Genomic DNA, 22,440 nt, shown 5'->3' on the forward strand with positions numbered 1-22,440 from the left:
GATCTTGTGAACGAGTCTGCTATGTCAATTGAACAGGCTATGGCGATTTGTTAATATTTGTGAACAGACCGCCAAAGCCTTACGGATCAAGGCTCGCAAGGCACCAAAGGAGACCGCTCGCGCATCCTGGGCGAGCACGCACGACGCAAGTTGGTGCACCGCAAACTGGAGAGGAACCGACATGCAGCAGAGCAAAACCGGCGAGCGCATCGCGGTGGTAGACGACGATCCGTCGATTCGCGAAACGCTCGAAGGCTTTCTGCAGGCCGAGGGTTACGAAATCTGCTGCGCTGCGGATGCCGACGAACTCGACCGCGTGATGCGCGTGAAGGCCGTCGATCTGGTGCTGCTCGATATCCGCCTGCCCGGCCGCGACGGGCTGTCGCTGACGCGCGAGCTGCGCGAGAAATCGGAGGTCGGGATCATCCTGATCACTGGCCGCAACGACAAGGTCGATCGTATTCTTGGGCTCGAATATGGCGCGGACGATTACATTGCGAAGCCGGTTGATGAACGCGAGTTGCTGCCGCGCGTGCGCAATCTCTTGCGGCGTGTCGCGCATAGTCGCAGCGCGCATGCGAGTGCGCCTGCGACGCTGGCGTTTGGGGCGTTTCTGCTGGATACGCGGGGGCGTAGTCTGACCGACGTCGAGGGCAAGAGCGTGCCGCTCACCACTGCGGAGTTCGATCTGCTGGCGGTGCTGGTGCGTCATGCCGGCCAGGTGATGTCGCGCGAGCGGTTGATTTCAGCGACCAAGCGCCGTCGCTTCGAATCGATGGACCGTACGATCGATACGCTGGTGCGCCGGCTGCGTCGCAAGATCGAAGTGGACCCGGACAACCCGCATCTGATCAAGACGGTTCACGGTACCGGGTATCTGTTCTCTGGGCCTGCAGGCGACGACGATAGACCACTGCGCACGTAGCGCTCGACGTCGCGGTAAAACGCGACTACGGTCAGCGCGGCATCTGATACCTGTATTGCACTGCCCGTTGGCGCGATTCGATCCAGTTCGCTAGCTGCATCGGCCAGTTGCTGAAAGCCGAGGTTCGCGGCGGCGCCCGCCAGCCGATGCGCGTGCTCGGCCACTTCCGCGAAGCCTGCGCGCGCACAACTGGCGACGATGCCTTCCAGCGCTTCGCCCGCAGTTTGGGAAAAAGCCGTGATGATGCGCAGCAGACGCGCTTCCCCTAGCGATTGACGGAGTTGCGCGATGCGCGGCGGCTCGTCGACCGCGACCGGTTGCGCGGGCTGTGCGACTTTCCGTAGCGCGGCGCGCAGCTTTTCTACTTCGACCGGCTTTTCGATGATGCCGTCGATGCCGCGCAGCAGGTATAGCGGCCGGTCGGTTGGTAATGGGTTCGCGGTCAGGCCGAGAATCGGGCCGGTGTGGCGTTGCGGTTCCGTGCTCGCGCGGATCGCTGCGGTCGCGACAAGGCCGTCCATCACCGGCATGCGGATGTCCATCAGGATCAGGTCGAAGGTTCTTGTCTTCAGGGTATCGAGTGCTTGCTGGCCGGATGCGGCTGACACCACCTCGCAACCTTCGGCGCGCAGCAGTTCGGTGACGATCTCACGATTCAACGCGACGTCGTCGACGACCAGCACGCGCGATACCAGCGCGCCTTTCGGGCCGTTTTCTTCGTGCTGCGCGAGCGCAAACGGCAGACGCAGCGCGAAGGTCGAACCGTGGCCGATTTCGCTGCGCACGGCGATCGAACCGCCCATCGCTTCGGCAAGGCCCTTGCTGATTGCTAGCCCCAGGCCGGTTCCCTCGAAGCGCTTTTCGTGTCCTGTCTCGGCCTGCGAGAACGGCTGGAACAAGCGCGGAATCACCTCGGGTGCAATGCCGATGCCGGTATCGGCTACTTCGATGACGATTTCGATTGCGTCGTCGCGGCGTGCGATCACGTCGGTCTTCACTTCGATCTGCCCGGCTTCGGTGAACTTGATGCCGTTGCTGACCAGATTGATGATGATCTGCTGCAGGCGCGCCGGGTCGCCATAGACGGCAGGCGGCAACGGCGCGAGGCTGCTGACGCGCACCATCAGCCCTTTGGCCGCGGCGGCGGCACTGGCGAGCGTAGCGGCGCCCGTGATCGTCTCGCGCAGATCGAAGCGGCGTCGTTCGAGCCGTACGTGACGCACTTCGAGCAGCGCGAGATCGACGATGTCGTTGATGATCGCGGCCAGTGTCTTGCCCGCCTGGATCATGCGGCGCACGATTTGGGCTGCGCCTTCGGGAAGTTCGTAGCGCACCAGGAGTTGCGCGAGACCGAGTACGCCGTTGACCGGTGTTCTGAGCTCGTGGCTGATCATCGCGAGGGATTCGGATTTCATCCGCTCGAGGGCTTCGGCTGCGTTTTTGGCTTTGACTAGCGCCGTTTGTGCGTCGTGACGTACGGTGATGTCGGCGACGCTGGCGATGATCATGCGTTTCGCGCGGACTAGTAGCGATTGGCGGGAGACTAGCAGGTGGCGGACTGGGCCCTCGCCTGTGGTTGTGTTTGTGCCTGTGCTTGTGCCGCCGACTTCGAACTCGACGGTTTCGATCGCGCCTGCCGTGTCTTGTGGTGAGATTAGCCACGCGTATAGACGTGTCTCGCGTTGCAGCGCGGCTTCGAGTCTTTTGGGCGAGCGCAGCGGATCGGTGACGAACAGATCGAGCGCCTGACGGTTGGCGAATTCGATGTGGCCTTGTGCGTCGCTCAATAGAAGTGGGACCGGCGATGCGTCGAGTAGACGATGCACCGAGTAGTCGCTCAGGCGGCTTTCGCGTACGAGTAGCAAAAGACAGCCGAGGAAGAAGACGCCGGCGATGTCCATCGAGATGCGGCCTGGTAGGCCGGCGGCTAGTGCAGACAGTGGTGCGGTCGTGATGACGGCGATCTTGCTGCTGTAGAGGGACGCGAATAGCCGACCGTGGTGGATGACGAATTTGCCGTGGGTGTTTTCGGGGGTTGCGGTGCTGTTGAGGTTGCCGTTGGTGTTGTCGCTGTCGTTATCGCCTAGATCGCGGCATGCGGGTTGTTGTGCGCAATCTGCTGGCAGCGCCATCAATAGCGTCTTTTGCTGGGGCCATGCGGTGATGCCGGCAAGCGGGTTGCTCGAGTTACTACGCTCGCCGCTGTCGAGCAGCACACCGGCTGCCGGTGGTGGCGCTGTGCGGCCATCGGCGGTTGCAAACTGGATCGCAAGGCGTGCTTCGTGCCGCAGCAGATTGTCGAGCGCGTCCTTGCGCGCCTGGAACAGCAGGAACGCCAGCGATGAGATCAACACGATCACGACGATCGCCGTGCGTGCTTCGGCCGGCGGTCGCGGGCTGACTGTGCGAATGCGGTTGCGGGTGCGGGTGCCGAACATGGGCATCTGTGTCAGTCGAGCGCTTCGGCGCCGGCGGTAGCTCCGCCGAGATCGGCACCTAGCCGATGCGATGCGACGTTCGCGAGCAGCAGATAAAGGCAGCCTGCAGCGGGTGCGCTGATCAGCGGCGTGATCGCGCCGGGGATCAGGTGGATCGACAGGAACGAGACGAGCATGCCCACGGCAGCGGCCAGCAACGCTGCGCCGTTGACCGGCGCACCGCGCGTGCGCGAGAAGCCGACGCGCACACGCACCACGTAGTAATCGGCGACGATCACGCCGCCAATCGGTGCGGCGATGGCGGTGAGCAGCAGCGTCCAGTCGGAGACGTCGCCGACGGTGTTGGTGATGGCTAGCAGGATGCCGAGCAGCATCGCTGCGGCTGATGCGAGCGCCCAAGGCAAGCGTGGGAACGCGCTTTTGAATGTGACGCCGGCGTTGGTCAGGCACGCGTCGGAGGTGGTCCAGTTCGAGACCACGGCGAGTACCAGCAGGCCCCATGACAGCGCGTGTCCGCTGGTGAAGAGGTCGGTCACCTTGATGCCTGCGGCGGCGACCAGCACGCCGAGTAGCAGGAACGGCAGGTTCGACAGCAGGAAACCGTAGGCGGTGGCCTGCACCGCTTCGTTGCCGGTGCGGCAGTAACGCACGATGTCGCCAGTCATCGTGCCGCTCACGACGAAGGTGCCGAAGGCGATGCATACGCCGGTGCCGAATGGTAAAGCGCCGCCGATCGGGCCGTCGAGCAGGACTGTCCATTTCGGGATCAGGAGATGCGCGAAGACCAGCGCGGCGAATAGCGTCATCGCGGGGATCGCGACTGCGGTCAGGTTGAAGCCGTGGCTGATGCGCACGATAACCGGCGTGGCGAACAGGATGCCGATGATGCAGATCGATAGGGTCGAGCCGATTGGCAGATGCAGCGCTGCGGAGAGGATGGTTGCGGTTAGCGCGACGTGGAATGCGTACCAGCCGGTGACGAGCGTGCCTAGTAGCGCGCCGGGGATCACCGCGCCCCAGCGGCCGAATACGGCTTCGAGGACGAGTTGTGAACTCAATCCCCAGCGGCCGGCGGCGAAGCCGATGGCGGCTGAGTAGATGAACAGGATCCAGTTGCCGAGGATCGTGGCGAATAACGCGTCGATCGTGCCGAGCGAGGCTTGCAGGTGGCTGCCGACTACGATTGAGGCGAAGGCTGAGGAGAAGCCGGACCATGCGAAGGCCGGGAAGATCAGGCCGCGTCGGCGTGGTAAGGGGATCGGCTGGGTGCCGGTGCCGTCGGTGGGTTCGCGCGGGGGGAGCATGGGTTGGTTGGGGTGGTTGCTGTTAGTCCCGCGGTTCGATGTGCTGATGTCAGCGGCCTGAGGTCGCGTGGTCTGCGCCGCAAGCGTGTGACGGCTGTCGGGTTATTCTATCGATTGTCGTTTTGGGATGTCATCCATAACTTGTTTGACTGGTACGCGACGGACCTGATCATTGAGTAGAGACAAAAAAGGCGTCACCGGAGTACCGCGTGACGCCTGAAGCGAAGTCGCAAGCTGATCAGCTTGGTGAACGGAACGGATTGATCACCGTCAGCCGGTCATAAAGCACCTGGCCGTGCTGCATGTCTTCGCTGTATAGAACCTCACAATTTTCAATCAGCGCGAACGCGATGATGCACGAATCGAAGAACCGGAAGCCATAGTGCTCGGCGACCCGACGAGCCTCCTTATGCACTTCAAGCGTCAGCGGCACGATTTCGCAGAACTCCTCGACATCGCTTAACAGTTCGTTGATCTCCGGCCACGGAAGGTCCATTTTCCGACGCATGACGAGCGTGACCTCGTTCATTACCTGCGTGCTAATTACGGGCTTCGGGTTGCTACTCACAACTAGCGATTCGGCTCGTTCGGCCTTCTCCTGATCGCCAGAAAACAGATACGCGATCACGTTACTATCGACAGCGAACCGCGTCGGTGCTTCAACGGTCATTCAGTGTTTCCCCTCTCGTTGAGCGATTCCCGATCAAACTTGAAGTCGGCAGGCAGGCGACCGCGGTACTTCCGCAGACGTTCGATCCGTTCATCAACGGTGGGCTTTTTGCTCACCGAGAACGCGCCAGATTTGTCGGCGTAGATTTCGATATCGTCACCTTCCTGCAATCCGAGCGCCTCGACAACGCTCGCAGGCAGCCGAACGGCAAGGCTGTTGCCCCATTTTGCAACTTGCATGATTCCCTCCACGGATACACATTTACTAAATTGTATATCTTTTCGGGCTATTTTCAAGTCCCAGGGCCGGACACCACGGGTACCGCAACCGCCAAAATCGCTATCGCAACCCAACCGAAATGAGCCCGCGCTACGTAAACTGACCGGGCAAAATCACCGATCGTCAATAACGCCGACGGACAACATCTCAAATTGCGGACCGCCAATCTCGAGGAGTAAGCAGCGGCGGCATCAATCACACCGCTGCCCACGTCACCTATACCAGACTTTTCTTATACCGCTTCCACTCCGGCGTATGCCGCATCTGCGCGATCTGCAAATGCTCCATATCCATCCGCGCTTCGGAAGCATAGCCCTGCGCCAGTTCCTCAAGCCCACCGAGCAAAGCCTTCTGTTCCTTCGCAAGGTGTTCGTCGTGCGCCAGCGCGCTCACCATCGCGTGGACCTTGCTCATCTGTTCGCTGTAGCGAGCCGCGATCTGAACTGACGTCAGGCTCAACCGCTCCAGGTGGCGGTAGCGTTTTGCCTGGCGCTTTCGGGGAAACAACCGGTGTACTCGTTGATTCTTCATGTGAAGCCTCCTGCAATACATCAATACAACGCGCATCAAGTGCTGAGAGCACTAGTGATGCACACATCCAATCACGCAAATAAGGTGGTACTTCTCCAGCGCGATCACCGTCATTCGAACGGTTCAAGCGCAACTCCTCCCACGCGCAACTTCGATGCCGCACGCGAAATCAGTATGTCGAAGTAAATAAGGGAAACGCAGTCTGTCATGAAAGCTTCCTCCAGTATCAGAGAAGACCCGTGACCCATCGCGAGAATGGTGAGCGGGCACATGACAGGATTGACGGACCGGCGCGTCACCAAAACCGGTAGACCTCGAAGGTCTCCCTGCCAAGGCCCGCCCATTGATTGCAAATCGCAAAGCGGACAATAGCAACCACACGCCTCTTGCAGGCGTGCGGGGTGTCGCGTCTCAGGCCGTCAAACCTGAACCATCGAGAATTCGACGGCACGCGAAGTATAGGTTGCGATGCGCGAGCGTAGTGCTCCCTCGCAGGCGAAAACCACTACTGCGCAAGCTCAATGAACCCGTTATTGTCACCGCTGTCAAACACGAAAACTGGAAGCACGTACATCGAACAGCCGACTTGCGAATACTCGCGCGTGGCGTATCTGTCGCTGTGCAATTCCCAAACGGCTGCTCGTCTATGCCGTCGGGAACTGCAAGAATTGGTTGCGGGGACAGGATTTGAACCTGTGACCTTCGGGTTATGAGCCCGACGAGCTGCCAGACTGCTCCACCCCGCGCTAGGAGGAAACGGATTGTACTTAACAATTCCGTCACGCGTCAAACCTTAATTGAGATTTTTCGCGAGGCGCGACGCTCGCGATGCGAAGAACAACAACACCTCCTCGCACTCACACATCACAAAGAATGAAGCACGAGGAGGACAACGCATCACATATCGCTACTGCCAGTTCTGCCCCACCCACTGGCGAACCGCTTGCCACTGAGCCGTCTTCATATACGCGTTCGTCTCGCTCTCCAGCAGCCCAACCTGCTTATAGTCGTCCAGCGCGACCGGTTCGCTGAGCACAAAATTCCCACGCTTATATCTATCGCCAAGTATCTGCTCCGCCTGACGCGCCGCCAGCAATGCCGTGCTATCCATCGTCAACCCCAGCAACGCTTCCGCCGGCACGCCATGCGATTGCGCAGGCCACAGCCACTTTGAAGCGCCCCACTCAAGCGGATCGCCAATCTCGGTTTGACTCAACCCCGCTGGGCTCGTACCAGTGCCGAGAGATAACACGCGCAAACTACCCAGGTCGCTAACGAGCCCATTGGCCAGAGCCTCAGCAACCCCAACCACCGTCGGATTATTTGCAAATACGCCGCCATCCGCGAAGTAACCGAAACCAGCAATCGCGTGCGGAGGAAAATAAGTCGGCGCCGCCGAAGTCGCCAATGCCGCATCCACGAGACTCACTTCGCGGTACACATTGCTTTTGCCGTTAGACAGCGTACTCGGCTCCCAACTCTTCACATCCGGATTCCACAACCGCGCTGAATTGACCGCGACGAAGCGCTGCACCGAACTCAACGTTTGACTGCCAAGCAATTGCTCCGCGACTTTCTCAAGCCCGGTGCTGACGTACTGACACACAAAAATACCCGGCCCTGCCAACGTCGACACGCCTTCAGCGAGTGCGTCCTTGCGCGCAGTCCACCAGCTGTTCTCCTCGAATATCTCGGCGCCCTGAGTCTCGTACATGTTGACGATTTGCGCGATCGGCACACCATTGGCCAAAGCAAGCGCCAGCAAACCGCCGGTGGATGTCCCCGCAAAACCATCCGCCTTGCTGATGATCTGGCTGCGCGTATCGAGATCCTGAATCAGCAATGCCGTGATCAACCCGCGAATACCGCCGCCATCGCAACTGAGAATTTTGAAGGTCATGTCCCTAGTCTCCTTGGATGAATAAGCACGATGCAGTAGTACGGCTCATAACAACAAAATGCGATCTAGCTGAGGAAGTTTGCTGCCGGAAGTTCTCGATTTTCGACTGGAAGATCTTCAGTCCTGACGCAATAACCAGCCTGCCACAGCGGCTCAATGACAGACAACCAAACCTACCAGGTTTTGTAGGTTCATGATTGATTTACCCAATTAAACTGGCTCCGCCTCCTTCCGGAAGGTGCGTCTGCCATGGCCATCGCTTAGTTTTTCTCCTCGCGCCGAAGCTCCCCGTAAAACCAGTGTTCGTTGCAGCTTCCAAGATCAACTTTGCGTGCGAGGCAAGGAAACGCTAGCCATACCATCGCTGAGTTCGTTTGGCATACCAAAGATGAAGCATCAACGCGCCGGCCGTTTGCCCGGCATATCAGGAGACAGATGAAAATGAGCAACAACAGTCTTTTTATAAACGAGAAGAATACGGGTTTCAGCGTCGAACCGGCGCATAGCAGCGTGCCGCTCATTACGTGCAAAACGCAAGCAGAGGCGATTGCTTGGGCCCAAAAAAATCATCCGACGAGCCCGTTGCACGTCGCCCGCGTCCGACATCTGAGTGATAAGCGAATCCCTGATCATTGGCGCAAAGTCTGATTGACTAGCTACGCTTGCGACCTTTTCTGATTTCACTCCTAGACTGGAGGAAACATTGGATTACAGAATTCGTTGCACGCACAGCTTCCGCCGCTGACATCGAATATGCCAGCGGTGCGGACCACCGCGCTGGCGCCGCCTGCCCCGCCTCTCCAGCTATCATTCGCTGACCACCGAAGCGCCCGCTCAGGCTCATTGCGCGCCCGAGTCGTTTTCAGTGGTATCTTTGCACGCACCCTTCCACGTATAAAACAAGTATTTTTCAAGCACATGAAGCTAGCCACCTGGAACGTCAATTCGCTGAAGGTTCGCCAGCAGCACGTCATCGATTGGCTCGAGCTCAGCCAGACCGACGTGTTATGTCTGCAGGAACTGAAGCTGCCCGACGAGAAATTCCCGCGCGCCGAGCTTGAAGCAAAGGGCTATCGCAGCTGGTTCGCCGGACAGAAGACCTACAACGGCGTCGGCATCCTGGTGCGCGACGGGCTGCAGGTCGACGAAGTCACCGTGATGCGCAACATCCCCGGCTTCGAAGACCCGCAACAGCGCGTGATCGCCGCGACCATCGAAGGCATCCGCGTGATCTGCGCGTATTTCCCGAACGGCCAGGCGCCCGGCACCGACAAGTTCGCGTACAAGTTGCGCTGGCTCGAAGCGATGCATAACTGGATCGCGGGCGAGCTTAAGCTGCATCCGAAGCTCGCGTTGCTTGGCGACTTCAACATCGCGCCGGAAGACCGCGACGTGCACGACCCGAAAGCATGGGAAGGCCAGAACCTCGTGTCGCCGGAAGAACGTGCGGCGTTCACGCAGTTGATCGGGCTAGGTCTCGTCGATTCGTTCCGGCTGTTCGATCAGCCGGAAAAGACCTTCACGTGGTGGGATTACCGGATGTTCGCGTTTCGCCGCAATGCAGGGCTGCGCATCGATCACATCTTGCTGTCGGCGCCACTCGCAGCAAGCTGCACGCATTGCGAAGTCGACAAGACGCCGCGCAAATGGGATCAGCCTTCCGACCATGCGCCGGTTGTCGCATCGACCGAATAACGAGCACACAAAAAAATGGCTCGACAGCCTAACCGCTGTCGAGCCGACCTCTTCTCTTCACTACCCCCGTTAGCCCCGCAGCAAACCCGGCGACTTAAGGTTCGAGATTCAGCTCCTGAATCTTGCGCGTAATCGTATTGCGGCCAATACCCAACCGCTCCGCCGCTTCGACCTTACGTCCACGCGTGAAATCGAGCGCCTCGCGAATCACCGCTGCTTCGAAACGACGCGACAGTTCGTCCATCACATCCGGCGCGTTCTCGCGCAACAGCCGCGCGACTTCGGTACGCAAGCCGTTTTCCCACGCGGTGCCTGGAGCCGGTGCCACCGCCACACCAGGCGCAGCCACACCGCCCGCGGGCAGCGTGATGCCGCTCGTGCTGATACCGTTCACGACCGTCGTTTCGACACCCGGCGCGGCACCCATACCGTTGGTCGCTTCAACCGGGCTTTGCGCCGTCACCAGATCAGGCGGCAAATCCTTGATCTCGATCGTCTGCGCCGGCGCCATCACGGTAAGCCAGTTCGCGAGGTTTTCAAGCTGTCGCACGTTGCCCGGAAACGGCAGCGAAGTCAGATACGCCAACGCCTCTTCCGACACACGCTTCGGCTCAACACCCAGATCGCGCGCACTCTTCTGCAGGAAATGGCGCGTCAGCAGCGGAATATCTTCATTGCGCTCGCGCAACGCCGGCAAGCGCAACCGGATCACATTAAGACGGTGGTACAAGTCCTCGCGGAACAACCCCTGCCGCACCCGCGATTCAAGATTCTGGTGAGTCGCCGCAATCACGCGCACATTCGCGCGCAACGGGTTATGTCCACCCACGCGATAAAACTGCCCATCCGACAACACCCGCAGCAAACGCGTCTGCAAGTCGAACGGCATATCGCCGATTTCATCGAGGAACAGCGTGCCGTTCTCGGCCTGCTCGAAGCGCCCTTGACGCATCGCCTGCGCGCCCGTGAACGCGCCGCGCTCGTGGCCAAACAACTCGGACTCGAGCAGGTCCTTCGGTATCGCCGCCGTATTCAGCGCGATGAACGGTCCGCTTGCGCGTGGGCTATGTCGGTGCAGCGCCCGTGCAACAAGTTCCTTACCGGTGCCTGATTCGCCGGTAATGAGCACGGTTGCCGCAGAATGCGACAAACGGCCGATCGCGCGAAACATATCCTGCATCGCCGGCGCCTGCCCGAGCATCTCCGGCGCTTCGGCCACGCGGTCGTCCCACGTCTGCTCGCCGCGCATGCTTTCATCGACCGCGCGTCGAATCAGTTCGACCGCCTTGTCGACATCGAATGGCTTGGCCAGATACTCGAATGCACCGCCCTGAAACGCGGCGACTGCACTATCGAGGTCCGAGAACGCGGTCATGATGATCACCGGCAGGCCCGGCACGCGCTCGCGCACGGTCTGCAGCAATTCGAGCCCCGAGCCGCCCGGCATGCGGATATCGGAGACCAGCACTTGCGGGCTGTCGTGTTCCAGTGCGCCCGCTGCCTCGCGCACATTGGCAAAGCTGCGCGTCGCGAAATTCTCGCGCGCGAGGGCTTTTTCCAGTACCCAGCGGATCGATTGGTCGTCGTCTACTATCCAGATCGGCTTCATATAGGTCGTCAGAAGTCTTGTGGTGGCGCGCCTCGCAGCGCGCGCTGATGCGCTTGTGGCGCGTTAGGGTTAGCAGTCGAGCGGCAGCAGTATCTGAAACTCGGTGTGGCCCGGGCGGCTCTCTACTTCGATCAGTCCGTCGTGCTGCTGCACGAAAGTCTGCGCGAGCGTGAGACCCAGACCGCTTCCATCCTCGCGCCCCGACACCAGCGGATAAAAGATGCGGTCGCGAATCTCTTCCGGAATGCCCGGCCCGTTATCCACGATATGCAAGTCCAGTGCCAACTTGCACAAGCGTTTCGCAATGGTCACCTTGCGGGCGATCCGCGTGCGCAATTCGATCCGCGCGTCGCCTTGCGAGATGCGTTCGCGCAAGGCCTCGGCGGCGTTGCGCACGATGTTGAGCACCGCTTGAATCAGTTGTTCCTTGTCGCCGCGCAGATCGGGCACGCTGACGTCGTAATCGCGCTCGATCGTCAGCCCGCGCGGAAATTCCGCGAGGATCACCGCGCGCACGCGCTCGCATACTTCGTGGATATTCACGTCGCCGACGATATGCGGATGCCGGTGCGGTTCGAGCAGACGGTCGACCAGCGTCTGCAAACGATCCGACTCCTTGATCACGACCTGGGTGTACTCGCGCAGCTCGTCGCGCTCGCGCGCGTCGAGTTCGAATTCGAGCAGCTGCGCCGCGCCGCGGATGCCGCCCAGCGGGTTCTTGATCTCATGCGCGAGATTGCGGATCAATTGCTTGTTGACCGCGGTCAGATCGTGAATGCGTTCTTCGCGGTCGGTGCGCAGATGGCGCTCGTTCTCGAATAGCTCGAGCAGCACATACTCCTGCGCGCTTTCCAGATAACCGACCACCGCGTGCACATGCAGCGGCTCGCGGGCCGGACGCTCGAGCACTGCATCGAGGTGTGTCGCATGGAAACGATGTTCGGCGATCGCCGAGATCGTCGCCATCAGTTCGTCGGCATTCGAGAAGATGTCGTGCCATGCCATCTGGGTCAGCTGGCGGCGCGACAGCTCGAGCATCGACTCGGCCGAAGGATTCGCGAACGCGACACGCAGCGTCCGCTTTTCGAGCACCAGCACGACCGTCGGCAGGGCTTCGAAGCCGGGCAGCAGGCCGGACTCGACCAGCTGCACGTCGTCGGACAGCGCCTGGCCGTGTCCCTTTCTTGCCTTGATCAGGTTCTTCAGTACCATTGCAGTCCGGCGGTTGGAGGAATTGACGAACACACGCGCTAAATCAGATGCGCGCGTAATGCACACAACTACGGCACACAACTACGGCACGAAACGGCAGCGCGAAACGCTGCGCGTCCAACGCGCGCAAACGTTGCGCTTGATCCAACAAAAAAGGGACGGCGGAGCCGTCCCTTGGGTCCTACTCAATCGCGAGCGTGGGACGCGCGCTTCGCCGGGGACCGGCGAAACGCATCGCCGCTTACAGCGAGTAGTACAGTTCGAATTCGACCGGGTGCGTGGTCATACGCACGCGCTGCAGTTCCTGCTCTTTCAGCGCGAGGTAAGCGTCGATCATCGGATCCGTGAACACGCCACCGCGCGTCAGGAATTCGCGATCCTTGTCCAGCGCTTCCAGTGCCTGGTCGAGGCCGGCACACACGGTCGGGATCTTTGCATCCTCTTCCGGCGGCAGGTCGTACAGGTTCTTGTCGGCTGCTTCGCCCGGGTGAATCTTGTTCTGCACGCCGTCGAGACCCGCCATCATCAGCGCCGAGAACAGCAGGTACGGGTTCGCCATCGGGTCCGGGAAGCGCGTTTCGATGCGGCGGCCCTTCGGGTTGCTCACGTGCGGAATACGGATCGATGCCGAACGGTTGCGTGCCGAGTAAGCGAGCTTCACCGGTGCTTCGAAGTGCGGCACCAGACGCTTGTACGAGTTGGTCGTCGGGTTCGAGATCGCGTTCAGCGCGCGTGCGTGCTTGATCACGCCGCCGATGTAGTACAGCGCGAATTCCGACAGACCTGCATAGCCGTTGCCTGCGAACAGGTTCTGGCCATCCTTCCAGATCGACTGGTGCACGTGCATGCCCGAGCCGTTATCGCCAACGATCGGCTTCGGCATGAAGGTCGCCGTCTTGCCGTACGTGTGCGCCACGTTGTGCACGATGTACTTCAGCTTTTGCGTCCAGTCGGCGCGCTCGACCAGCGTCGAGAACTTCGTGCCGATTTCGTTCTGGCCTTGACCGGCCACTTCGTGGTGGTGCACTTCGACCGGGATGCCGATCTGCTCGAGCAGCAGACACATTTCCGAGCGCATGTCCTGGAACGTGTCGACCGGTGCGACCGGGAAGTAGCCGCCCTTCGGGCCCGGACGGTGACCGGTGTTGCCACCTTCAAACTCTTTGCCCGACGACCACGGTGCTTCTTCCGAGCCGATCTTGACGAAGCAGCCCGACATGTCGGTGCTCCACTGGACCGAGTCGAAAATGAAGAATTCCGGCTCCGGACCGAAGAACGCCGTGTCGCCCAGACCCGTGCTCTTCAGATACGCTTCAGCGCGCTTGGCCAGCGAGCGCGGGTCGCGTTCATAGCCCTTGCCGTCCGACGGCTCGACCACGTCGCAGGTCAGCACCAGCGTCGATTCTTCGTAGAACGGGTCGATGAAGGCGGTGTCCGCATCCGGCACGAGCAACATGTCCGATGCCTCGATGCCCTTCCAGCCGGCGATCGAAGAACCGTCAAACGCATGGCCGCTTTCGAACTTGTCTTCGTCAAATGCCGACACCGGAACCGAAACGTGCTGCTCTTTGCCGCGCGTGTCCGTGAAACGGAAGTCGACGAACTTGACGTCCTCGTCCTTGACGAGTTGAATGACGTCGGCCACGGATTTACTCATAACCAATCTCCTGATTAACGAATTCGGCGGATTTTTCAGCCGCCGCCCAATCTAGCTGACCCTTCCCCGCGCGTCTACACCGAGCGAAAGCTTTAATTAGCCGACACGGTTCGAATCGAACGGGACGCATATAAGCAGCTTCCGTGCCACAAATGCACCGCTCTCGTTCGAGGCTGCCGGGAGCGTCTGCTGGCGCGAATTGTCGCGCATTTTGAGCAGACATAACATGTCGGCCTTCAAGTGACGCGCACTACTAGTGTGCACCGCCAATGTGCACTACTGTTTAAATCCTTAATTTGGTGCATTCGTTGTATTTTGCACCTTTATGGGGCGTTCGGCGCACAACGGCCGAATCCTGTTCGGCGACCCCGTGTGCGTCCGCCCGGCAGGCGCGCCGCGCTAGAATGGCTATTTGGTCCAAAGGAGACACGCCGTCATGACCACGCTCGAACAGTTGTATGCGCAGGCGGACCAGCGCCGCGTCGAAAACCAGTTGCCGTATGCCGGCGCCCTGTCGCCGGCCGAGGCCTTCGAGCTGCTGCAACTCGATCCGCGCACCCGGCTAGTCGATGTGCGTACGCGCGCCGAGCTCGACTGGATCGGCCGGCCGCTGATTGGCGACGGTCAGTATGCGCACGTCGAATGGACGCGCTACCCCGGCGGTGTGCCGAATACCGAATTTCTCGATCAGTTGCGCCAGGTGGCTACGCCGGATACGCCCGTACTGCTGTTGTGCCGCAGCGCGGCGCGCTCGAAGCTCGCCGCCGTGGCGGCGACGCAGGCGGGATTCACGAAGGCGTTGGATCTGCTTGAAGGCTTTGAGGGCGACAAGGATAGCCAGGGGCACCGTAAGACCGTGTCGGGGTGGTGCTATCGTGGGTTGCCGTGGATTGGCGCGTAACGACGGTTGATTCTTTTTGAGGCGCCTGCTGTTTTTGTTTGTGCTTTTACTTCGAGAGCGGGCAGGCGCCGCTGGCGCGTGTCACGCGCCGCTGCATCGAATGGGGCTGACGGCAGCTTCGCTGTGCGTGATGGGCCGTAGCAAATCAGGCGTCGGCTTCATCGCCCACTCGAGCGACGTAGCCGACGCTGCACTCAAGCGCGTGGCTTTGCCGCCACCACACCCGCTTCCGGTTCGACGATATCCCCGCCCAGCTGATGCACCCCTTCGCGCAGCTTGACGAAGGCGGCCGCCACCGCCTCGGGTTCGCCCTTCACACCCAGATCGATATGGCGCCGCGCATACACGCCGCCGCGCTCCGCATCGCCGACGCTCGGCAGGCTGAACACCCGCACGCCCGGGAAATCATGCTCGATCTTTTCCATCAGCGGCGTAACGGTCGACTCCGGCAGTTCGAACACCAGCAGCGATTTCTCCGCATGCGGCGTGGCGTGATGCAGATGCGCGTACTTGGTGTCCAGCACCCATTCGATCATCGGCCATGCCATTACCGGGAAGCCCGGCACGAAGTGATGATTGCCGACCGAAAAGCCCGGGATCTTGTTGTAGCCGTTCGGGATGATCGACGCGCCGCGCGGATACGTGCCCATATTCAGCCGATGCAGGTTGTCCGGCGAGTTGAAGTCGAGCGGCGTTGCGGAATCGGCCGGATGCATGTCGCGAATCCGCTCGCGGATCAGGTCGGCCGCTTCGGGGTGTAGCTCGAGCGGCACCGCCAGCGCCGCGGCCGCGCACTGGCGCGTGTGGTCGTCGGGCGTCGCGCCGATGCCACCGGTCGAAAACACGATGTCGCCGGTTGCGAGCGTGCGGCGCAGCGTCGCGGTGATCCGCAGCGGGTCGTCGCCGATGTACTCGGCCCAGTCGAGCGACAGGCCGCGCGCCTTCAACAGTTCGATGACCTTCTGCAGATGCTTGTCGGTACGTCGGCCCGACAGGATTTCGTCGCCGATGATGATCACGCCAAATGCCATTGCCGCCTCGCAGGATGTTGTGCCGGGAAATGCCCGGGTTGATCAGTAAGGAACCACCGCCGTGCCATGCGCGCCCTGCTGCTCCGCACGCAAACGCTGCAGCGCGCGCAAGCAGTAGTAGCCGAACCACAGCGCCGAGAAGACGAGGATGAACGCGTAGATCCAGATGGTCGCCGCGGTCATCACCGGGAACAGCACGATCAGCCACACCGACGACGCCCACAGCAGCGTCGGCAGCGAGCCGAGCAGGCCGCTCGCCACGCCGATCAGCAGTAGCGGCAAACGGTGCCGCCGGACCAGAATGCGCCGCTCGTCGCTGCTGGCGTGCAGCGCGAGCGCGTCGTACGTCATCACGCGGTAGGTGAGCCAGCCCCACAGCAGCGGCGGAATCAGCGCGAAGAACGGCGGAATCAGCCACAGCGGCAGCGTGATCACGAGCACCACGAGGCACACAAAGGTGGTCCACAACGAATGCGCGAGGCTGCCGGCGAAGCTGCCGCCGCGCCGCATCTCGAGGCTCGGGAACTGGCGCGCGGACAGGTGCTTGATTACTGCGGGCATCGACAGCGTCGCGATCAGCAGCACCACCGATACGACGATCAGCGGAATCGCCACGGCGATCACGATAAACGGCGCGACCGCCGCGTGCAGCGACGAAAAACCGAGCCAGTCGAACAGACGATAGAGCGTGGTGGTGAGCGGCCAGCCCTCGAGCCAGCCGCGCGTCGCGCCGATCAGCGTCTGCCACGAGAACCACAGGATCACGCCCCAGACGATCGCCGCCGCGGCGAACGGCACGAAGGTCAGCCACAGCATGCGCGGATGAAGCACGCTGGCAAGCGCGCGGCCGAACGAGCGCAACAGATCATTCATGCGGAGTCAGGTGTAGGGGTGTCGGTGAAAGGATTCTGGACAGCTTGCAACGCTGCGAACGTGGAAAGGATAAACCACGCGGCGCGACGCGGGGAATTGCGGTGTGAATGGAGTGCGGCTTGGGCGGGATAGGCTCACGCGATGGGATGGCGGAGCCCATGCGGTGCGTCGGGTGCGCGGCGAGACACGCGGAACGCGACGCTTGCAGGGCACAGTGGGTGCTTCGAGCCGGGCAACTCGAACCACAAGCGGATGGAGGCTGCTCAAAAGAACCCGAGGAAGCGCCGCCAGCCGCCTGGCCCCCCTCCTGTCGCTCAGAGCGCGGCAGCGTCGCTACCGGACGCGCGCCGCTTCGGCGCGAGCCGCCTCGCGATGCGCACGAACGCCAGCCAATGCTGTGCGAAGAACCCGTCGCCATAGAGATGGCCGTCGAGCTGGTCGCGAATACCGGTCGGCTCCATTTCGCGATTCCACGACACGCTGCGGAACAGCATGTCCCACCATGGAAACAGCACGCCGAAGTTGCAGCCGTACTTGAGCCCTTCGTGCCCGTAGCCGATCGCGTGATGGCGGCGATGGAACGTCGGGCTCACCAGCAGACGCTCGCCGAGCCAGCCGTAGTACAGACGGATATTCGCGTGCTGCACGCTTTGCGCGAGGTTGGTGATCGCCACCAGCACCACGAACTGCGACGGCGGCACGCCGATCACCAGCGCGATCACCGCGAAGAAACACGCTTGCAGCAGGTCGTCGAGCAGATGGTTGCGGTCGTCGGCCCACAGCGACATCTGCCGCTGGCTGTGATGCACCGCATGCAGTTCCCACCAGATACCGAAGCGATGCTCCCAGCGGTGGTACCAATAGCCGGCGAAATCGATCACCAGCAGATAGATCACGAACGTAACGAGCGGCTGCGTCGTGACGCCCGGCCACAGGTTGTCGATCTCGAGATTCGCGATGTTGTGCAGCCGCAGCCAACCCTGCACCGAATCGAAGAACGGCTGCAGCGCGAAAAAGAAAAACAGATTCAGAATGCCGAGCTTCGCGATCCACGTGTACAGCACGTCGACCCGCACCGCCTTGCGGTCCTGCCACTGCTCGGCTGGCCGCAACGCTTCGAGCGGGCGCAGCACCGCGTACATCGCGAGCACCTCGAACACACCGACGATCACCCAGTACAGGCTGTCGTAGGTGTCTTCGTCGTAGTCCATCAGGCCGAAGTGAAACAGCGCCGGCTGCACGACGCTCTCGTACAACGCGGTCTGCAGCGTCGAGACCGCGCTATCGAGTGTGGAGAAAATCAGATGGAACATGGGCTCGCTGTACCTCGAACTTCACGCGCTGCGCGAGTGCCGCGGCGCGTGTGATTCGCATTGCTGCGCGGGTGCCACGCGGTGCCAAGCGGGCGTCACGCCTGTGCCGCGCATCGGCCACGCTTGTGCAACATTACGCGCCATTGGGTGCCGTCAACGGCGCGCGATCGTAAAAATAGATGCCGTGCGGCGAACGCCCCACTGCAATCGTCTGGATCAGCTTGCGCGAAGTCAGGTCGATGATGCCGATGTGCTTCGCGAAGCGGAACGTTACCCACAGATACTTCTTGTCGGCCGAAAGTTCCATGTCGTCGGGACCGGGCATCAGGCCGGTGATGTCGCCGACGTTGGTCAGCGTTTCCTCGTCGAGGATGCTGATGGTGTTCGCGACGCGGTTCGACACCGCCACATGACGGCCGTCGGCCAGCGAGCGGAAGTTGTGCGCGCCCTTGCCGGTGGTGATCATCTTGACGATTTTCTGGTTGCGCCAGTCGACCACCGCGACGTAATCGGCGCCGGTCATGCCAACCAGCAGGTACTTCTCGCCCGGCGTCATCCACAGGCCAGCCGGCACCTTGCCGAGCTTCATTTTCCATTTGACGGTTTGCGTCGGCAGATCGACCGCCGCGAGTTCGCCGGACACCTGCAGCGTGACGAACACGGTTTTGCTATCGGCGGTGAACGCCATGTGGCTGGGCATCACGGCGAGCGGCAGACGCTTGGCCAATTCGGGATTGCGGCCGTCGAAGTGATAGATGTCGAGCCGGTCGAGCCGCAGGCCGGTGGTGACGAGCCACTTGCGGTCCGGCGAGAAACCGAGCTGGTACGGGTCTTCGATGTTTTCGATCCAGCGCTGCACCTTGCCGGTTTTCGGGTCGACGAACAGCAGATTGTTCGACACCGAATTGGCGACGATCAGCGACGCGTTGTCGGGCGTCGCCATCAGGTGGTGCGGTTCCTTGCCGGTGGGCACCGTATCGACCACTTGCCGCGTCGTCTCATCAATCAGGCTCAGCGTCGCTTCGCCTGAATTGAGCACGATCACGTTGTTCGCGTGAACTGCCGGGGAAAAGATAACTGCCGCTGCGGCCAACGCTGCGCCTGCTGCGAAGTTGCCAGTCAAGCCGTGAGTCAAGCCGCGAGTCAAGCCTGAAAAGGAGAATTTGCGCATGAAGATTCAAATCAGAAGACAGCCGCCATTGTAGAACGTTTGCGCCAGCCCGCAGTTGACACGGAACATGAATTCTTGAATGCGGCGCGCCGCCGCAACAGACTGCGCGGAAGGCTTGCGAATCGGAAAAAAGTCGGGCGGATATGCGGGTTTTCGAGTATCCGCGGCCGTGCGCCGGGTCGAGTTACGGATTTGAGCTCGATTATATTTGAGTGAATCGCGGCATTTTAATAATTGTCCGAAGCGCAGGACCTTTAATTATCACAATAAAAGAATCGTCCTATAACTTTTGTCTCATGCGATTTTAAGAGTTAACTCATATCGCCGCCCGGCATATCGCTGGAAAATCACGTCTCCCAGTTAACCGCCTGTTCACGGGCGTACGCGAATCCGTTGGCTTTCGCGGCGCATACGCACGCCACCGTCCTCGCGCAAGGTCCGCCTTGCGCGCTTTCGGGTGGCGTGCGGCCTGCCGTCGCTCGCGTGGCGTCCGCCTGGGGCACAACCTGGAGTATTCGAGGCATGAAAGATTCTAATAAAGCGATTTTCGACAATCCCATCGGCACGCGCCGCAAGACGCTGCCCTCCCCGGTCGCGGCAATGCATGCGCGAATGAGCGTGCGCATGAAACCGCGAACCAACCAGCGGCATCGCTCGCGCATGCTCACCGTGGCTCAACTCGCGCTCGCGGGCTGCATCGCATTCGGTGCGGCGCAGCCCGCCCCGGTTGCCGCGGCAGGCACGGCGGCCACGCGCTACTTCGATGCCGACGGCAGGCAGGACGGCTCCGACGATGCCGTCGCGCTACCCAACAGCCGCTCGCTGGCCGCGGGCGCGAAGGCGCAGGCGAGCGGCCCGCGTTCGGTCGCGCTCGGCAACCTGGCGGCCGCCGCAGACTGGGGCACGATCGCGCTCGGCAATGAGGCGAATGCCACCGGCGAAGATGCGATCGCGATCGGCGATCAATCGTATGCGAGCGCGCGGGCGGCCTTTGCGGCAGGCGTCGCAGCGCACTCAGACTGGTACTCGACGGCAGTCGGTGCATATGCGGCCGCGACCGGCGACACGTCGGCGGCGTTCGGCGCGTCCTCTGTCGCGTACGGCGTCGGCGCAGTAGCGCTCGGCGGCGGCGCGCACGCGCTCAGCGACGGCACCCTCGCGTCCGGCTATCTGGCCGAAGCCGCGGGGCTCGCTGCGATCGCGCTCGGCAACAGCGCCGTGGCTTCCGGCACGCGTGCGATCGCAATCGGCAACGGCGCGCAGGCGGCAGGCGAGCGCTCAGTCGCAGCCGGTGCATTTGCGAGCGCCGCCGACAATGCCACCGCAGTCGGCATGTCCGCGGCAGCCGGACAGAGCGGCGCGACTGCGCTCGGCACCAGCGCGTCGGCGATTGGCACGGATGCGGCGGCGCTCGGCCACCTTGCTGTCGCCGCGGGTGAAGGTAGTGTCGCCGTGGGCGCGCTTTCCGGCGCTGCAGACGATGCCGCCGCGCTGGGCGCGCACGCGCGCGCGTCCGGCAAGGCGTCGCTTGCGCTTGGCAGCAACGCGTTCGCGTTGCACGACAACAGCATCGCGCTCGGCACGGGTTCGACCACGCTGGTCGGCGCACAGGCGGGCTATGCGGCATATGGCATGTCCGTAGCGCAGTCTTCGCTCGGCGAGATCAACGTCGGCAATCGCACGCTGAGCGGGCTCGCCCCGGGCGCGAGCGATTTCGACGCAGTGAACGTCGCGCAATTGAAGGCGCTCGACAGCAAGATCGACGCCGCGGCCGCGCGCCTCGACGACGTACTCGTCTACGACCGCCACACGGACGGTTCGCCGAACCACGATAGCGTCGCACTCGATGGCGACCCGGCGAGCGGCGGCACGCAAATCCACAACGTCGCCGATGCACTCGATGCACACGACGCGGTCAATCTCGGCCAGTTGACGGCGATCGTCGCCGGTGCGGTTGCCAACGTGTCGGTGAACGGCGCGGCCGATCCGCTGTTCAGTGCAGACGGCGATCCGGCAAGCGAGTTCGCGTTGGCAAGCGGTTCGCACGCCGTGGCCGCCGGCGCGGGCGCAATGGCGAGCAGCACGGGTGCGGTTGCCGTTGGCGCAAACGCGACGGCGAGCAGCGCGAACGCGCTTGCGGTCGGGATGGGCGCCGCGGCTGGCGGAGCGGGCGCGGTCGCAGTCGGAAGCAACGCGCAGGCGGCAGGCGCGAATGCGTTAGCCGGAGGGTCGAACGCGCAAGCAAGCGGAGCTGGCGCGGTCGCGTTCGGTGCCGGCGCGTTCGCCGGAAACTCGAATTCCGTCGCACTCGGCGCTAGCGCGCGTGCAAGCGGGGTCGATGCCGTGGCGCTCGGAGGATCGGCGAGTGCATTTGCGGACGGTTCGATTGCGCTCGGGTATGGCTCGATCGCTGATCGTGCAAACAGCGTGTCGGTCGGAGCGGACGGCCGCGAGCGGCAGATCACGCATGTCGCACCCGGTGTGCAAGGTACAGATGCGGTCAATCTGAACCAGTTGCGCCAGAGCAGCGCGGGCGCGCTGAGCTCCGCAAACAGCTACACCGACGACAAGGTCCGTTCGGCACGACGCGATGCCAACGGCGGCGCGGCCGCGGCGCTGGCAGTAGCGGCATTGCCGCAATCGGTGCAGCCGGGGCATGGCATGGTGGCGTTCGCCGGTGGCACATACGGTGGACAATCAGCGTTTGCGCTCGGCGTGTCACAACTGTCGGATGACGGCAAGTGGGCTTACAAGGCACAGGGCACGGCGAGCTCGCGCGGCGATGTGGGTGCCGCGCTGGGTGCTGGCGTGCATTGGTAGGCACGCGGCACAGGCAAAGGTGGCGCGGTACGGCGCATGCAACGGGCGCGCGATTGTTTTGCGCGTCCCGGCCCGCGCGGCGCAGGCCAGTCGGCCCGTGCAACCGGGTCT

17 protein-coding genes and 1 tRNA gene are annotated in these 22,440 nt (G+C 62.0%); 4 read left to right on the forward strand and 14 right to left on the reverse strand.

Annotation, left to right across the window (positions count from 1 at the left end):
• The first annotated feature begins 181 nt into the window (after window positions 1-181).
• Window positions 182-925, forward strand: a complete 744-nt coding sequence (locus ACYVNQ_RS10615; protein ID WP_460902438.1) for a response regulator — start codon at window positions 182-184, stop codon at window positions 923-925.
• Here the strand turns inward: ACYVNQ_RS10615 and ACYVNQ_RS10620 are convergent.
• The 7 genes from ACYVNQ_RS10620 to ACYVNQ_RS10650 form a co-directional block, all read right to left on the reverse strand.
• Window positions 862-3,363: an ATP-binding protein gene (locus tag ACYVNQ_RS10620; RefSeq protein ID WP_460902439.1), complete on the reverse strand. Its 2,502-nt coding sequence runs from the start codon at window positions 3,361-3,363 to the stop codon at window positions 862-864. The genes ACYVNQ_RS10615 and ACYVNQ_RS10620 overlap by 64 nt on opposite strands.
• A gap of 11 nt (window positions 3,364-3,374) precedes the next feature.
• Window positions 3,375-4,667, reverse strand: a complete 1,293-nt coding sequence (locus tag ACYVNQ_RS10625) for a cytosine permease (RefSeq protein WP_460902440.1) — start codon at window positions 4,665-4,667, stop codon at window positions 3,375-3,377.
• Window positions 4,668-4,905: 238 nt separating this feature from the next.
• Window positions 4,906-5,337, reverse strand: a complete 432-nt coding sequence (locus ACYVNQ_RS10630; RefSeq protein WP_460902441.1) for a PIN domain-containing protein — start codon at window positions 5,335-5,337, stop codon at window positions 4,906-4,908.
• Window positions 5,334-5,576 carry an AbrB/MazE/SpoVT family DNA-binding domain-containing protein gene (locus ACYVNQ_RS10635; protein WP_460902442.1) on the reverse strand — a complete coding sequence of 81 codons (243 nt, stop codon included), beginning with the start codon at window positions 5,574-5,576 and terminating at the stop codon, window positions 5,334-5,336. Before ACYVNQ_RS10635 ends, ACYVNQ_RS10630 begins: the two co-directional genes overlap by 4 nt.
• Window positions 5,577-5,832: 256 nt before the next feature.
• A complete protein-coding gene (locus ACYVNQ_RS10640; protein WP_460902443.1) occupies window positions 5,833-6,147 on the reverse strand; it encodes a hypothetical protein in 315 nt (104 codons plus the stop codon).
• Between the two features lie 669 nt (window positions 6,148-6,816).
• Window positions 6,817-6,893: transfer RNA gene (locus tag ACYVNQ_RS10645), tRNA-Met, on the reverse strand.
• Window positions 6,894-7,054: 161 nt separating this feature from the next.
• Complete coding sequence (locus tag ACYVNQ_RS10650; RefSeq protein WP_460902444.1) at window positions 7,055-8,047, reverse strand: patatin-like phospholipase family protein; 993 nt, start codon at window positions 8,045-8,047, stop codon at window positions 7,055-7,057.
• A 918-nt stretch (window positions 8,048-8,965) separates the two neighbouring features.
• On the opposite strand from ACYVNQ_RS10650, the gene xth reads away from it, so the two are divergent.
• Complete coding sequence (xth, locus tag ACYVNQ_RS10655; RefSeq protein WP_460902445.1) at window positions 8,966-9,742, forward strand: exodeoxyribonuclease III; 777 nt, start codon at window positions 8,966-8,968, stop codon at window positions 9,740-9,742.
• A 94-nt stretch (window positions 9,743-9,836) separates the two neighbouring features.
• On the opposite strand, the gene ntrC is transcribed toward xth, so the two are convergent.
• From ntrC to glnA, 3 genes are all read right to left on the reverse strand, one after another.
• Window positions 9,837-11,351: a nitrogen regulation protein NR(I) gene (gene ntrC / locus ACYVNQ_RS10660; protein ID WP_460902446.1), complete on the reverse strand. Its 1,515-nt coding sequence runs from the start codon at window positions 11,349-11,351 to the stop codon at window positions 9,837-9,839.
• Between the two features lie 69 nt (window positions 11,352-11,420).
• Window positions 11,421-12,563, reverse strand: coding sequence for a nitrogen regulation protein NR(II) (gene glnL / locus ACYVNQ_RS10665; RefSeq protein WP_460902447.1), 1,143 nt, complete (start codon window positions 12,561-12,563; stop codon window positions 11,421-11,423).
• 241 nt (window positions 12,564-12,804) lie between these two features.
• Complete coding sequence (glnA, locus tag ACYVNQ_RS10670; protein ID WP_460902448.1) at window positions 12,805-14,220, reverse strand: type I glutamate--ammonia ligase; 1,416 nt, start codon at window positions 14,218-14,220, stop codon at window positions 12,805-12,807.
• A 436-nt stretch (window positions 14,221-14,656) separates the two neighbouring features.
• Between glnA and ACYVNQ_RS10675 the strand changes: the two genes are divergently transcribed.
• Window positions 14,657-15,121 (forward strand): rhodanese-like domain-containing protein, encoded by a 465-nt coding sequence (locus tag ACYVNQ_RS10675; protein WP_460902449.1) that lies wholly within the window; start codon window positions 14,657-14,659, stop codon window positions 15,119-15,121.
• Window positions 15,122-15,315: 194 nt separating this feature from the next.
• Here ACYVNQ_RS10675 and ACYVNQ_RS10680 read toward each other — a convergent pair whose 3' ends face one another.
• The 4 genes from ACYVNQ_RS10680 to ACYVNQ_RS10695 form a co-directional block, all read right to left on the reverse strand.
• Complete coding sequence (locus ACYVNQ_RS10680) at window positions 15,316-16,152, reverse strand: competence/damage-inducible protein A (protein WP_460902450.1); 837 nt, start codon at window positions 16,150-16,152, stop codon at window positions 15,316-15,318.
• Window positions 16,153-16,194: 42 nt separating this feature from the next.
• Window positions 16,195-17,025, reverse strand: a complete 831-nt coding sequence (locus ACYVNQ_RS10685; protein WP_460902451.1) for an EI24 domain-containing protein — start codon at window positions 17,023-17,025, stop codon at window positions 16,195-16,197.
• Window positions 17,026-17,339: 314 nt separating this feature from the next.
• The gene (locus ACYVNQ_RS10690; protein ID WP_460902452.1) at window positions 17,340-18,338 is read right to left on the reverse strand and encodes a sterol desaturase family protein; all 999 of its coding nucleotides are present in this window, start codon (window positions 18,336-18,338) and stop codon (window positions 17,340-17,342) included.
• Window positions 18,339-18,471: 133 nt separating this feature from the next.
• A complete protein-coding gene (locus tag ACYVNQ_RS10695) occupies window positions 18,472-19,509 on the reverse strand; it encodes a YVTN family beta-propeller repeat protein (protein WP_460902453.1) in 1,038 nt (345 codons plus the stop codon).
• Between the two features lie 522 nt (window positions 19,510-20,031).
• Between ACYVNQ_RS10695 and ACYVNQ_RS10700 the strand changes: the two genes are divergently transcribed.
• Window positions 20,032-22,329 (forward strand): YadA family autotransporter adhesin, encoded by a 2,298-nt coding sequence (locus ACYVNQ_RS10700; protein ID WP_460902454.1) that lies wholly within the window; start codon window positions 20,032-20,034, stop codon window positions 22,327-22,329.
• Window positions 22,330-22,440 lie beyond the last annotated feature (111 nt).

The sequence above is a fragment of the Paraburkholderia jirisanensis genome, assembly GCF_054782355.1.

Bases quoted from the DNA above. Each gene is read 5' to 3' on its own strand.
- ACYVNQ_RS10680 (WP_460902450.1), bottom strand. From the start codon at position 16,152: ATGGCATTTGGCGTGATCATCATCGGCGACGAAATCCTGTCGGGCCGA.
- ACYVNQ_RS10700 (WP_460902454.1), top strand. From the start codon at position 20,032: ATGAAAGATTCTAATAAAGCGATTTTCGACAATCCCATCGGCACGCGC.
- glnA (WP_460902448.1), bottom strand. From the start codon at position 14,220: ATGAGTAAATCCGTGGCCGACGTCATTCAACTCGTCAAGGACGAGGAC.
- ACYVNQ_RS10675 (WP_460902449.1), top strand. From the start codon at position 14,657: ATGACCACGCTCGAACAGTTGTATGCGCAGGCGGACCAGCGCCGCGTC.
- ACYVNQ_RS10650 (WP_460902444.1), bottom strand. From the start codon at position 8,047: ATGACCTTCAAAATTCTCAGTTGCGATGGCGGCGGTATTCGCGGGTTG.
- ntrC (WP_460902446.1), bottom strand. From the start codon at position 11,351: ATGAAGCCGATCTGGATAGTAGACGACGACCAATCGATCCGCTGGGTA.
- ACYVNQ_RS10695 (WP_460902453.1), bottom strand. From the start codon at position 19,509: ATGCGCAAATTCTCCTTTTCAGGCTTGACTCGCGGCTTGACTCACGGC.
- ACYVNQ_RS10635 (WP_460902442.1), bottom strand. From the start codon at position 5,576: ATGCAAGTTGCAAAATGGGGCAACAGCCTTGCCGTTCGGCTGCCTGCG.
- ACYVNQ_RS10630 (WP_460902441.1), bottom strand. From the start codon at position 5,337: ATGACCGTTGAAGCACCGACGCGGTTCGCTGTCGATAGTAACGTGATC.
- ACYVNQ_RS10620 (WP_460902439.1), bottom strand. From the start codon at position 3,363: ATGTTCGGCACCCGCACCCGCAACCGCATTCGCACAGTCAGCCCGCGA.
- xth (WP_460902445.1), top strand. From the start codon at position 8,966: ATGAAGCTAGCCACCTGGAACGTCAATTCGCTGAAGGTTCGCCAGCAG.
- ACYVNQ_RS10690 (WP_460902452.1), bottom strand. From the start codon at position 18,338: ATGTTCCATCTGATTTTCTCCACACTCGATAGCGCGGTCTCGACGCTG.
- glnL (WP_460902447.1), bottom strand. From the start codon at position 12,563: ATGGTACTGAAGAACCTGATCAAGGCAAGAAAGGGACACGGCCAGGCG.
- ACYVNQ_RS10625 (WP_460902440.1), bottom strand. From the start codon at position 4,667: ATGCTCCCCCCGCGCGAACCCACCGACGGCACCGGCACCCAGCCGATC.
- ACYVNQ_RS10685 (WP_460902451.1), bottom strand. From the start codon at position 17,025: ATGAATGATCTGTTGCGCTCGTTCGGCCGCGCGCTTGCCAGCGTGCTT.
- ACYVNQ_RS10615 (WP_460902438.1), top strand. From the start codon at position 182: ATGCAGCAGAGCAAAACCGGCGAGCGCATCGCGGTGGTAGACGACGAT.
- ACYVNQ_RS10640 (WP_460902443.1), bottom strand. From the start codon at position 6,147: ATGAAGAATCAACGAGTACACCGGTTGTTTCCCCGAAAGCGCCAGGCA.